The sequence below is a fragment of the Corynebacterium afermentans subsp. lipophilum genome (assembly GCF_030408375.1).
Classification (GTDB): domain Bacteria; phylum Actinomycetota; class Actinomycetes; order Mycobacteriales; family Mycobacteriaceae; genus Corynebacterium; species Corynebacterium lipophilum.
Genome location: NZ_CP046530.1, coordinates 464,549 through 476,555 on the forward strand (window position 1 = coordinate 464,549; position 12,007 = coordinate 476,555).

Genomic DNA, 12,007 nt, shown 5'->3' on the forward strand with positions numbered 1-12,007 from the left:
CCAATGACGACGAAGACGAAAGCCAACCCCGGGGTCTATCCGGTACTGCTCATCCTGCTGGTCCTGGTCGCGGCACCGCTGGTGTCCGTCCTGGTCACAGCCGTGACCGGCTACCGGGGCGAAGACTCCGCCCTCGATAGCCTGCTGCGACCGGAGATGCTGCGGGTCATCCGCAACACGGTCTGGCTTTCCGTCCTCGTCGTCTTTTTCGCCACCCTTTTCGCGGCACCGCTGGCATTCTTCCGCGCCTGGACGCCCATGCGGCGCGCCGGGTGGGTGGAAGTGCTGGTCATGGTGCCGTTTATGACCCCGCCATTCGCCGCGGCAATGGCGTGGATGGACTTCACCCGTCTGCGCGGCGTGGCGGACATGCTTTTGGGGCCCACGCTTGGCGACGCCGTCCGGTCCGCCATCAACTCAGTGTGGGGCATGGGTTTCATCATGGCCGCCGAGCTATTCCCGTTCCTCTACCTGATTCTGCGCAACGCGTTCGCGTCGATCCCCGCCTCGCAGCTGGAGATGGCGCAGGTGGCGGGCGCCAGTCGGTGGCAGCAGTTCAGCCGCGTGGTCGTCCCCGCGGTGGTCGGGCCTTATTCGCTCGGCGCGCTGATCGTCTTTATCAAGGCCGCCGGCGAGTTCGGCACCCCGGTCACCCTCGGCAATGCGATCGGCTACGAGGTGCTCGTCTCCTCCATCTACCAGGACGTGACCATCGACCCGCTGAACTTCTCCAAGGCGGCGGCCTCCTCGAGTGTGCTGTTCACCCTCGGCGTGATGGCGTGGGCGGTGCAGCAGTGGGCCGGCCGCGGGGTGCTCGCCTCCGGCGGCAGGGTCTCGCGCGCGGTCAACCTTCGGCCGTCGAGAGGCATGATGGCGCTTGCCTGGATCTACACCGCGATCGTGTTCGTACTCTGTGTGTTCATCCCGTACATTTCCATCATTCTGGCGGCAATGACCATCCTGCGCTCCAAGCCGCCGACACCGGACAACCTCACGTTCGACTATTTCCAGATCGTGCTGAGCATGCCGTCCGGCCAGGAGGCGCTGACGCGCTCCATCGCGCTTGGGGCCATCGGAGCGACCACCGCCGTGATCCTGGCGCTGGCGGTGACAGTGTTTACCATGCGCAGTCGCCGCTGGCCCGCGCGCTTCTCCGACTTTTTGGCCGTCGCCCCGGATACCGTGCCCGGCATCGTGCTGGCCATCGGCTTCATCCTGCTGTGGAACTCGCCGAGGCTGCCCTTTACCCCCTACGGCTCGCAACTAATCCTGGTGATGGCGTTTACCGTGCTGTTCGTGCCGATGGCGGTGCAGAACATCAAGACCTCCGCGGCCGCCATGTCGCCGACGTTGTCGGAGGCCTCTGCCGTCGCCGGCGCGACATCCTGGCAGACCTTCACCCGCGTCACCCTGCCCATGCTCGCCCCCGGCATCTTCGCCGGCTGGCTGCTCGCGTTCTTCGTGGGCATCCGCGAGCTGGTCATGTCCTCGCTGATCCGGCCGACGCGCATCAACCTGCTCGCGCCGTGGATTATGAACCAGTTCGAGCAGGGGCACCGCGCCGAAGCCATGGCCATGACGCTGATCGGCGTGGGCACCTCCACCGTCGTGCTGGTGCTGATCCGGTGGTGGCAGGGCAGAAGTAGCGCACACGTTCGGTAACCCGACGCTGCGTGTCGGCGGGATTCGTAGGGTTAAAGCTGCCGTTTCCCCAGGAGGTCCCGCATGACAGATTCCCGCCCGAGTTACTTCGCGCTCACCACCGACGTCCCCGGCGCCGAGGTTGAGGTGACCGTGATGGTGCAGTCGCTTTTTTACGACGCCCCGTCGCCGCAGCAGGTTGAATTCGCCCGAGAGCTGTCGGCGACGCTGACAGCAGTCGCGTCCGAGCACACGCCGGTGGAGCCGTGGCGCAACGAGTCCTTGGACGCCTACCTCGTGCTGGCCAACACCCACCAGCTGCTTGACCTCGCGCGCAATTCTGTGGATGCCACCCCGTCCCAGGCGCGCCGCTACTTCGCGGAGGCCGCAGACAACCTCGAGGTGCTCAAGGAATGGGACCCGCGCTTTACCAACGCCTACTACCAGGCCAGGAAGTGCGAACAGGCAGCCGGCAACTTCATCATGGATGAGCTCGAGGAGTTTCACGATTGCTTAGAGACGTGGCTGCCAGCGCGACTGCTAAGCACCAGCCACACAGAGCGAGTCGTGGTTGTAGACGATTTGCAGACGCCGGAAAGCTTCGCCGCCACGCTCACCCCGGACCACGAGGCCGTGAGCGTGAACATGCTGGGCGCCGACGAGGTGGATAGCTATACCGCCGTGGGCCGCACCGTCTACCCGGTGCCGATGTACCCGGACGGGACTATCAGGTCCCGTCTTGCCACCTCCATTTATGTCGACGGCATGCGCCTGACCTATATCGTCCACACGGACAACGAGGCGTTTCCGCTGCTGAAGAAGCTCGGGGAGGCCGCCGAGGTGTTCTGCAGCGTCACCTGCGGCTACACCCCGGTGGAGTACTACACCGAACTCGCCTACGCGAAGCAGCTGGACAACCTCGTGTATTCCCCGCGCTTCGACGAGGACGGGGTCTACCGCCGCAACCTGTTGGACATGTACGCGTACTCGCTATCGGTGATGAGCAACTTCGACGGCACGTTTGAAACGCCCCGGGACCTGGCCCGCAGCGCGGCGCAACTCAACGAGGAGATGCGGGCCGATGCGGCAATTGAGCTGGCCCGCACGATTGGGCACTGGCTGCCGCGCGACATTACGGACCTCATTCCCCGCGGCTGGACCGACGCCAGCAACGATGAATTTGCGATGAAACTTGAGGACGGGCTGAACATGCTGCCGGGGCGCCGCTTCGTGGTGGTGCTGGACCACCAGTCACCCGATGAGTACGAGCGGACGCGCCTGCCCAACCGGGAGAAGCTGTACCCGATGGTCTACGGGGAAATCGCGGACGTGGACATCTTCGACCTGCGCCACACCCAGATTTTCCTGGGCGACGTCTAGCCCGCGGATATCCTGGCACCATGCCTCACCTCGCAGCCGATCCCGTCCTCGTTGTCGCCGACATCCACCTCGGCCGAAAACAGCACGGCGATAAGAAGACCGGCCCGGGCATCGACTGGGCCCTGGACACCCTCGGACGCGGCGCGGAGGCAGGCGCCCGGCACCTGGTCATGCTGGGCGACGTCATCGACCGTAAGCGGTTCACCGACGCGACATACGGCGAGGTCACCAGGTTTTTCGACCGCGGGCTCGAGCTGTTCGACACCGTCGTGTTTATCGCGGGTAACCACGACGTGCACCACGACCTCACGGCAGTGATCCCGGAGGACGTGATCGTCGCAAAGCAAGAGCCCCAGACCATCCGGGCAGGCAGGTGGGCGCTGCACACCGCCGCGGTGGAGGTGGACCGGGACCCGCGTGAGCTCGTCGCAAAGTTCCCGACGCCGGTGGAGGGCGCGCCGAACCTTGGGCTGTTGCACACCTCGGTGACAGGGGAGTACTCCAACAACCCGTGCCTGCCCTGCACCCGCGACGAGCTGGCCGCCTGCGGGTACGGCGCCTGGCTGCTCGGGCATGTGCACGAGCGCATCACGCTTTCCAGCGCCCCGTTTGCCGGCTGGGTCGGCATGGGGAGGGCCTACCTGGCCACCGCGGACGGCACCGAGGTGCAGATCAACGACCTCTAGATGTCGTAGGCGCCGCGCTCCGCTGCGACCTCGCGCGCGGACGGGGTTTCGTGCGTCAGCGAGATGAAGTTGCGCAGGATCCGGTCCATCTGGCGGGCCTCCACCAGGAAGGCGTCGTGGCCAACCGGGGAGGACAGTTTCGCCATGGCGAGCAGGTTGCCCAGGTTGCGCGAGAGGTGTTCCTGCTGGTGGTAGGGGTACAAAATGTCCGTGTCCACGCCCACGATCATGGTCGGCACCGTCGACGAGGCCAGTGCTTTGTTCAGCCCGCCGCGGCCGCGGCCCACGTCGTGGCGGTTTAAGGCTTCGGTGAGGGTGACGTAGCTGGCGGCGTCGAAACGCTCGGTGAGTTTTGTGCCCTGGTGCTCCAGGTAGGACTGCACGGCGAAGCGCTCGCCGTCCGCGCGGAACTGCCCGAGCGGGTTCTCGCCCGACTGGGCGGCGGTGCCGAAGCGCTCGTCGATTTCCAGCTCGCCGCGGTAGGTCAGGTGCGCGATGCGGCGTGCGGCCGCCAGGCCGGCGTTCGGCGCGGTGCCGGTGGAGTGGTAGTCGCCACCGTGCCAGTTAGGGTCGTGGGTGATGGAGGTGATCTGCGCGGTCTGGATGCCAATCTGCCAGGCGCTGGCACGGGCAGACACCGCAAGCACCAGCGCGTAGTCCACGGCCTCGGGGTAGAGCAGGGTCCACTCCAGGGTGCGCGCGCCGCCCATGGAGCCGCCAATGATCGCGTGGACACGGCTGATACCAAGGGCTTCCAAGAAGGCGCGCTCGGCGTGCACCATGTCGCGCATGGTGATCGCAGGGAAGCGCGAGCCCCACACGCCGCCGTCCGGGTGATCGCTGGCCGGACCGGTGGAGCCGTAGCAGGACCCAAGCGCGTTGGTGCAGATCACGCACCACTCGTCGGTGTCCAGTGCCTTGCCGGGGCCGATGGCTTCGCACCACCAGTCGGCGGCGTCGGAGTCGCCGGTGAGCGCATGCTCGACCAGCAAGATGTTGTTTTTGCCGTTGAAGCTACCGCGTGGGACGCCCCACCGTCGATAAGCAATGTGCGCATCCTGGATCACCGCGCCTGCCTCGGTGCGGACGTCGCCGATGGCGACGGTTGCCAGCTCGCCTTCCGCAGCCAGCATTTACACCGCCGCGAAGCCGCGCTCGAGGTCCGCGATGATGTCCTCGACGTCCTCGATGCCCACGGACAGGCGCACTGTGGCCTGGGTGATGCCGGCGCGCGCGAGGCCCGCGGCATCCGACTGCGAGTGCGTCGTGGACGCCGGGTGAACCACCAGGGAACGCACGTCGCCGATGTTGGCCAGGTTGGAGTGCAGCTTCAGCGCGTCGATGAACTTCCAGGCCGCGGTCTTGTCGTCCGCATCGCCGGCGATGTCGAAGGAGAGCACCGAACCGGTGTATTTCAGGCCCAGCTTCTCTTGCGTGGCCTTGTACGGCGAGCCCTCCAGGCCTGCGTAGTTGACCTTGGCGACCTTGTCGTGGGCTGCGAGGAACTCGGCGACCTTCTTCGCGTTCGCATTATGCTTTTCGACGCGCAACGCCAACGTATCGATCCCCTGCAACGCCACCCAGGCATTGAACGGGGAAATCGCCGCACCCGTGTCGCGCAGCAGGCCGGCGCGGGCGCGCAGCGCAAATGCCGGGGCGCCGAGGTCCGCGTACTTCAGGCCGTGGTACGCCGGGTCCGGGGTAGTAAACAGCGGGAAGACATCCTCGCCGTCACGCTGGACGGTCCAGTCGAAGGTGCCGCCGTCCACGATCGCGCCGCCGATGGCCGCGCCGTTGCCGGTGTAGAACTTCGTGGTGGAAAGGACAACGATGTCAGCGCCGAGCTCCAGTGGACGAACGAGCGCCGCGGTGGCCATGGTGTTGTCCACGATCAGCGGGACCTGGTTGTTGTGGGCTACCTCGGAAATGGCCGGGATGTCCAGCACGTCCGCGATCGGGTTGCCGAAGGTCTCGCCGTAAAACGCCTTCGTGTTCGGCTTGACCGCGGCCTGCCAGCTCTCCGGATCGTCCGGGTTCTCCACGAAGGTGAAGTCGATGCCCAGCTTCGGCAGCGTGTGCTGGAAGAGCGTCTCGGTGCCGCCGTAGAGGCGCGGGGAGGTGACCACGTGGTCGCCCGCCTGGGCGAGGGTGAGGATCGCGGCGGTCTCCGCAGCCATGCCGGAGGCGAACGCGGTGGCGGCCACGCCGCCCTCGAGCGACGCGAGGCGGTCCTCCAGCGCGGACTGCGTCGGGTTGGTCAGGCGGGTGTAAATCGGACCCGCATCCGAGAGGTTGAAGCGGTTCTCAGCGTGCTGGGCGTCGTCGAAGACGTAGCTGGTGGTCATGTAGATCGGCTGGTTGCGCGCGCCGTAATCCTGGTCCACCTGCTGGCCGGCGTGAATGGAGCGGGTGCCGAACGACCATTCGCTGGCGTTGGAGTTGTCGTACTTCTGCTTCGAGTTCGTCATGGCAAGCAATGTAGTCCGCTTTGTCTGTCATTGCGTACCAAGCGGTCTATATGGGGTGTGGGCTGTGGGTTTGGCTGAATATAAATCTGTGAGGGAACCGCGGCGGACTTCCGTGCGCCTAAGAGGTATGGGGATGGACCGAGAAGACACACATGAACTGGGGCGTTGGGAAGAACGGAAAGGGGAGTTGAGGGCGGAGCTCGTCGATAAGCGAAGGCTCACGCACGACTTCTTCCCTGACGGGGAGTTTGTGGAGCTGGAACCGACTGTGTGGTTTCCGGCCGCGACGTGGGGCGAGCTGAAATACCACGAGCGGCAGTGGCTGCGCGTGGAGGCCGCCGCGATGGTGAGCAACGCCGCCGTGTTGGTGGGGAGGTCGGCGGCGCGGAAGCTGGGCATGTGGGTGATTTCACGCGGAGAGGAACCGGTGGAACTGACGCTGCCGTCGCGGAGTGTGTCGCAGAGCCGAGCCCAAAGTGGGCGCTACGCGTTTCGGTTTTCCAAGCTTCGGCGCGACGAGCAGTTGATCTACGAGGGGCACTGTCTTTCCACCCCGATCCGCACGTTCATCGACATCGCTCGCTACCACGGGTTCCTCGAAGGGCTCATCGCCGCCGACTACCTCCTGCGGCGCGGCATCGAACGGGACGCGATTGAAAAAGAGATCCGGAAGATGGGACGGGCGAAGGGGATCGGTGTGGCTCGGAAGTGTTTGGAGCACGCCATCCCGAACTCGGATTCGGCGTACGAATCCCTGGCCAGGGGGTTGTTAATCGAGGCTGGGATCGGGCCGGTGGTCGCCCAAGCCAGGATCGAGCGCTACTTTGCCGACCTTTTAGTTCAGGGATGGCTGATCATCGAGATCGACGGGGAGATCAAGTACGAGCGCGACGACGCCAGCGAGGTGTGGAAGAAAGAATTCAGCCGGCAGAAGCGGATCGGCAACAAGGGGTACGTCATCTTGCGGTTCGAGTCCAAGCTCCTGCGAGAACAGCCCCACGTGTTCATCGCGGAAGTTCGGGCTGCGTTGGCCGGCACCGAGGTGCTTGCGGCGCGGATGGGCTAGATGCTTACTGCAGGATGCTTACCCGTTGCTAGATGCTTACTCCCAAACGCTTACTTCTCGACGAACCCCCGGCTGGTTCTTGCACGTTACTCGCGAAGTGAGCATCCTCAGGTAAGCATCTAGCCGGGGTAAGCATCCTCGGGTAAGCATCCTGGGCGGGATAGCCGCTCAGGCAAATTACAGCGCAACAAAAACGGCCGGTGCCGGGGCGCGAAACCCCGACACCGGCCGATCTTAGATCAGCGAGTTACTTCTCCAGTTCGTCGATGATCTTGTTGAAGGTTGCGGACGGGCGCATGACCGCGGAGGTCTTTTCCTCGTCCGGCCAGTAGTAGCCGCCGAGGTCGGCAGCGTTGCCCTGGGCATCCAGGAGCTCCTTGTCAATCACATCAGCGTTGTCGCGCAGGTCCTTCGCGATCGGGCCGAAGACCTCGGCCAGCTCGGCGTCGTCGGACTGGGCTGCCAGCGCCTCTGCCCAGAACAGGGAGAGCCAGAAGTGGGAGCCGCGGTCGTCGATCTCGTTCACCTTGCGGGACGGGGACTTGCCTTCGTCGAGAAGCTTCTCGGTGGCCTTGTCCAGCGCGGCGGCCAGGACGCCGGCGCGCTCGTTGCCGTTCGTGTTCTTCTCGTGGCGGAAGGACTCAGCCAGCGCGAGGTACTCGCCGAGGGAGTCCCAACGCAGGTGGTTTTCCGCCTCGACCTGCTGGACGTGCTTCGGGGCGGAGCCGCCGGCACCGGTCTCGAACAGGCCACCGCCAGCCATCAGCGGGACCACGGAGAGCATCTTCGCGGAGGTGCCCAGCTCCAGGATCGGGAACAGGTCCGTGTTGTAGTCGCGCAGCACGTTGCCGGTGACAGAGATGGTGTCCTCGCCGCGGCGGATGCGCTCCACGGAGGTCTTGGTGGCCTCGACTGGGGAGGCGATGGAGATGTCCAGGCCCTCGGTGTCGTGATCTGCCAGGTACTTGTTCACCAGGTCGATCAGGTTGCGGTCGTGTGCGCGCTCCTCATCCAGCCAGAAGATGGTCTTCATGCCGGACAGGCGAGCGCGGTTGACGGCCAGCTTGACCCAGTCCTGGATCGGGGCGTCCTTGGTCTGGCAGGCGCGCCAGATGTCGCCGGCCTCCACGTCGTGCTCGATCAGCACGTCGCCGGCGGAGTTGACAACCTGGACCTTGCCGTCGGCCGGGACCTTGAAGGTCTTGTCGTGGGAGCCGTACTCCTCAGCCTTCTTCGCCATCAGGCCGACGTTCGGGACGGTGCCCATGGTGGTCGGGTCGTAGGCGCCATTTTCGCGGCAGTCGTCGATCACGGTCTGGTACACACCGGCGTAGGAGGAATCCGGGATGACGGCCAGGGTGTCCTGCTCCTGATCGTCGGCGTTCCACATGTGGCCGGAGGTGCGGATCATTGCCGGCATGGACGCGTCGATGATCACGTCCGACGGCACGTGCAGGTTGGTGATGCCCTTGGCGGAGTTCACCTGCGCCAGAGCCGGGCCGTCCTGCAGAGCCTTGTCGAAGGCGGCGCGGATCTCCTCGCCGTTTTCCAGCTCGGACAGGCCTTCGTAAATCGCGCCGAGGCCGTTCTCGCCGTCCAGGCCGGCTGCCAGCAGCTCCTCGCCGTACTTGTCGTAGACGTCCTTGAAGTAGGCGCGCACGACGTGGCCGAAGATGATCGGGTCGGAGACCTTCATCATGGTGGCCTTCAGGTGCGCGGAGAAGAGCACGCCTTCGTCCTTGGCGCGCTTCACGGCGTCCAGCAGGAAGGCGTCGAGGGCCTTGGCGGACATGTAGGTGCCGTCGATGACCTCGCTAGCTTCCACCTTGAGGCCGTCCTTCAAAACCTCCTCGCCGCCGTCAGCCTTGACGAGCTTGATGGTCAGGGTGTCTTCGGACGGCATAATGACGGACTTCTCGTTGTGGCGGAAGTCGCCGGCATCCATCGTGGCCACGTTGGTCTTCGAGTCGGAGGACCACTCGCCCATGGAGTGCGGGTGCTTCTTGGTGAAGTTCTTCACGGCCTCCGGAGCGCGGCGGTCGGAGTTGCCCTCGCGCAGCACCGGGTTCACAGCGGAGCCCTTGACTGCGTCGTACTTCTCCTGCGCGTCCTCGTAATCCGGGATGTCAAAGCCTGCGGCCTGCAGCTCGGCGATGGCCTTCTTCAGCTGCACTAGGGAAGCGGAGATGTTCGGAAGCTTGATGATGTTGGCTTCCGGCGTCTTCGCCAGCTCACCGAGCTGCGCGAGCGCGTCGTCGACCTCCTTGTCGCCGAGGCGGTCCGGGAACTGAGCGAGGATGCGGCCGGCCAGCGAGATGTCGGCGGTGTCCACGTCGATGCCGGCGCGGGAAGCGAAGGCCTCCACGATCGGCTTGAGGGAGTACGTCGCCAACAGCGGCGCTTCGTCGGTACGGGTCCAAATGATCTTCGCCATAATGCTCCTTAGGTATAAGGTGTCTGACTTCAGCCAACCAGACTACTAGGGTCATCACACATGAGTCTCACAATCGCGTCGGTCAACGTCAACGGCATCCGCGCCGCCACCAAAATCCGCAACGAAAACAATCCGGGCATGCTGGCCTGGCTCGCCGAAACCCCGGCGGATGTGGTGCTTATGCAGGAGGTTCGCGCCACCGTCGACCAGGCGCGCGCGGCGTTGGCACCCGCGCTCGAAGAAGGGTGGCACCTCGCCGTCGCCCCCGCGGAGACCCCCGGTGCGAAGGGGCGCGCGGGTGTGGGCATCCTGTCGCGCACTCCGCTTGACGACGTCACCTTCGGCATCCCCAGTTTCGAAGATGCCGGACGTTTTATCGCGGCCACGCTTCCCGGTGGCACCCGCGTCGGGTCGTTGTACCTGCCGTCGGGGTCTGCCGATACCCCGAAGCAGGACGAAAAGTACCGCTTCCTCGACGAGTTCGAACCGCTCCTGGAACAGTGGGCGGGCGAGTACCCGGACATGGTCATCGGCGGCGATTGGAACATCTGCCACCGCCGCGAGGATCTGAAGAATTGGAAGACCAACCGCAAAAAGTCGGGCTTTTTGCCGCACGAGCGCGCGTTCATGGACGCGGTGTTCGGCTGCTTCCCGGATGAGGAGCCGCAGGATGCGGACGTGAAGGCTGATGCCGTTTGGGCGGGCGCTGTGGAGTACGCGGCCGGAGGGCGTCGAGAAGCGAATGGCTCCCCGAAGTGGTTCGACGTTGCCCGCAGGCTGCACCCGGAGGACGCGCCGTACACCTGGTGGACGTTCCGCGGCCAGGCCTTCAACAACAATGCGGGCTGGCGCATCGACGTGCAGGCCGCCACCGCGAACATGCTGGAGCGCGCCGAACGCACCTGGGTGGACAAGGTGCCGACGGTGGAGCAGCGGTGGTCCGACCACTCGCCACTTTTAGTTGAATACCGCTAAATGCTGAACACCGTTCAAGGACGGGCTACACTGGCACCTACTTGTGATGTGAACCACCAAGATTGGAGTGCAGCGATGACTGACATCCTTGAAATCGCACGCGAAAAGGCCCTGGAAAACGGCGAGGGCCTGAACAAGGAGGAGCTCGTTCAGATCCTCAACATCGAAGACGAGCGCCTGCCGGAACTGCTCGACCTTGCCCACCAGGTGCGCATCAAGCACTGCGGCGTGGACGTCTCCCTCGAGGGCATCATCTCCCTGAAGACGGGCGGCTGCCCCGAAGACTGCCACTTCTGCTCCCAGTCCGGCCTCTTCGAGTCCCCGGTCCGCTCTGTGACCCTGGACATCAACGAGCTGGTGGAAGCCGCGAAGCAGTCCGAGAAGATGGGCGCGAGTGAGTTCTGCATCGTCGCCGCCGTGAAGGGCCCGACCCAGCAGCTGCTCGACCAGGTCGCCGAAGCTGTCACCGCCATCCAGGACGAGGTGGACATCTCCATTTCCGCCTCGCTGGGCATCCTCACCCGCGACCAGGCACACCAGCTGGCCAAGATGGGCGTGTCGCGCTACAACCACAACTTCGAAACCGCCGAGTCCTTCTTCCCCAACGTGGTGACCACCCACACCTGGCAGGAGCGCAAGGACACCCTGGAAAACGTGCTGGCAGAGGGCATGGAAACCTGCTGCGGCGGCATCATCGGCCTGGGCGAGACCATCGAGCAGCGCGCCGAGTTCGCCGTGCAGCTCGCGGAGATCCAGCCGCACGAGGTGCCGATGAACTTCCTTGACCCGCGCCCGGGCACCCCGTTCGCGGATCGCCCGCTGGTCCCGCAGGGCGAGGCGCTGCGCGCCGTCGCCGCATTCCGCCTGGCCATGCCGTCGACCCAGTTGCGCTTCGCGGGTGGCACGGAGCTCGCGCTTGGCGACGACGGCACCGAGGCCGGCCTCCAAGGCGGCGCCAACGCCATCATCGGCGGCAACTACCTGACCACCTTCGGCCGCCCGATGGAGAAGGACCGCGACGCCGTCGACCGCGTGATGGAGGGTGCAACGCCGGGCGTGAACCTGGGCATTACCCCGGTGGGCGAGAAGGCCAACTCCGGCCACGGCGTGCTCTACGACACCATCAAGTCGCTGTAGGTTTTCTCCGCGCATGAAGATTCCCGACAACACCGATCTCGCCGACGCCGTTTTGTCCGGCGAGATCGCCTGGCCGCTCGACCCGGCCCGCCCCTACGATGCCCCGCGCATCTGCCCGCTGTGCGGCCGCCGCATGGTGGTGAAAATTTCGCCGATGGCGTGGGAGGCGGCCTGCTCCCGCCACGGCCTGCTGCGCTCCGAGTGGGTGGAGAAGTAGCAG

Annotated in this window: 10 protein-coding genes; 7 read left to right on the forward strand and 3 right to left on the reverse strand. The window is 65.1% G+C overall.

Translation table 11 applies throughout. From position 1 onward, the window contains the following. Positions 1-3 precede the first annotated feature (3 nt). The 3 genes from CAFEL_RS02225 to CAFEL_RS02235 all read left to right on the forward strand — a co-directional run bounded on the left by CAFEL_RS02225 (position 4) and on the right by CAFEL_RS02235 (position 3,707). Positions 4-1,662, forward strand: coding sequence for an ABC transporter permease (locus CAFEL_RS02225; protein ID WP_194560809.1), 1,659 nt, complete (start codon positions 4-6; stop codon positions 1,660-1,662). Between the two features lie 63 nt (positions 1,663-1,725). Then, positions 1,726-3,021, forward strand: coding sequence for a hypothetical protein (locus CAFEL_RS02230; protein WP_194560810.1), 1,296 nt, complete (start codon positions 1,726-1,728; stop codon positions 3,019-3,021). A gap of 20 nt (positions 3,022-3,041) precedes the next feature. Then, positions 3,042-3,707 (forward strand): metallophosphoesterase family protein, encoded by a 666-nt coding sequence (locus CAFEL_RS02235; RefSeq protein WP_194560811.1) that lies wholly within the window; start codon positions 3,042-3,044, stop codon positions 3,705-3,707. Here CAFEL_RS02235 and metX read toward each other — a convergent pair. Beyond that, complete coding sequence (metX, locus tag CAFEL_RS02240) at positions 3,704-4,840, reverse strand: homoserine O-acetyltransferase MetX (protein ID WP_194560812.1); 1,137 nt, start codon at positions 4,838-4,840, stop codon at positions 3,704-3,706. The genes CAFEL_RS02235 and metX overlap by 4 nt on opposite strands. Further along, on the reverse strand, positions 4,841-6,175 hold the full coding sequence (locus tag CAFEL_RS02245; RefSeq protein ID WP_194560813.1) for an O-acetylhomoserine/O-acetylserine sulfhydrylase: 1,335 nt from the start codon (positions 6,173-6,175) through the stop codon (positions 4,841-4,843). It lies immediately after the preceding gene. Positions 6,176-6,362: 187 nt separating this feature from the next. Between CAFEL_RS02245 and CAFEL_RS02250 the strand changes: the two genes are divergently transcribed. Next, complete coding sequence (locus CAFEL_RS02250; RefSeq protein WP_194560814.1) at positions 6,363-7,241, forward strand: DUF559 domain-containing protein; 879 nt, start codon at positions 6,363-6,365, stop codon at positions 7,239-7,241. 247 nt (positions 7,242-7,488) lie between these two features. Here the strand turns inward: CAFEL_RS02250 and CAFEL_RS02255 are convergent, their stop codons facing one another. Continuing rightward, a complete protein-coding gene (locus CAFEL_RS02255) occupies positions 7,489-9,675 on the reverse strand; it encodes an NADP-dependent isocitrate dehydrogenase (RefSeq protein ID WP_194560815.1) in 2,187 nt (728 codons plus the stop codon). Positions 9,676-9,735: 60 nt separating this feature from the next. Here CAFEL_RS02255 and CAFEL_RS02260 point away from each other — a divergent pair, with 60 nt between their 5' ends. The 3 genes from CAFEL_RS02260 (at position 9,736) to bsaP (ending at position 12,004) form a co-directional block, all read left to right on the forward strand. Beyond that, entirely contained in the window at positions 9,736-10,650 is a 915-nt protein-coding gene (locus CAFEL_RS02260; RefSeq protein WP_194560816.1) for an exodeoxyribonuclease III, read from the forward strand. Between the two features lie 75 nt (positions 10,651-10,725). After that, positions 10,726-11,787 carry a biotin synthase BioB gene (bioB, locus tag CAFEL_RS02265; protein ID WP_194560817.1) on the forward strand — a complete coding sequence of 354 codons (1,062 nt, stop codon included), beginning with the start codon at positions 10,726-10,728 and terminating at the stop codon, positions 11,785-11,787. 13 nt (positions 11,788-11,800) lie between these two features. Beyond that, positions 11,801-12,004 carry a biotin synthase auxiliary protein BsaP gene (bsaP, locus tag CAFEL_RS02270; protein WP_179154827.1) on the forward strand — a complete coding sequence of 68 codons (204 nt, stop codon included), beginning with the start codon at positions 11,801-11,803 and terminating at the stop codon, positions 12,002-12,004. The last annotated feature ends 3 nt before the right edge of the window (positions 12,005-12,007 follow it).

Coding starts and splice junctions, on each gene's coding strand:
- CAFEL_RS02225 (WP_194560809.1), top strand. CDS start 4: ATGACGACGAAGACGAAAGCCAACCCCGGGGTCTATCCGGTACTGCTC.
- CAFEL_RS02230 (WP_194560810.1), top strand. CDS start 1,726: ATGACAGATTCCCGCCCGAGTTACTTCGCGCTCACCACCGACGTCCCC.
- CAFEL_RS02235 (WP_194560811.1), top strand. CDS start 3,042: ATGCCTCACCTCGCAGCCGATCCCGTCCTCGTTGTCGCCGACATCCAC.
- metX (WP_194560812.1), bottom strand. CDS start 4,840: ATGCTGGCTGCGGAAGGCGAGCTGGCAACCGTCGCCATCGGCGACGTC.
- CAFEL_RS02245 (WP_194560813.1), bottom strand. CDS start 6,175: ATGACGAACTCGAAGCAGAAGTACGACAACTCCAACGCCAGCGAATGG.
- CAFEL_RS02255 (WP_194560815.1), bottom strand. CDS start 9,675: ATGGCGAAGATCATTTGGACCCGTACCGACGAAGCGCCGCTGTTGGCG.
- CAFEL_RS02260 (WP_194560816.1), top strand. CDS start 9,736: ATGAGTCTCACAATCGCGTCGGTCAACGTCAACGGCATCCGCGCCGCC.
- bioB (WP_194560817.1), top strand. CDS start 10,726: ATGACTGACATCCTTGAAATCGCACGCGAAAAGGCCCTGGAAAACGGC.
- bsaP (WP_179154827.1), top strand. CDS start 11,801: ATGAAGATTCCCGACAACACCGATCTCGCCGACGCCGTTTTGTCCGGC.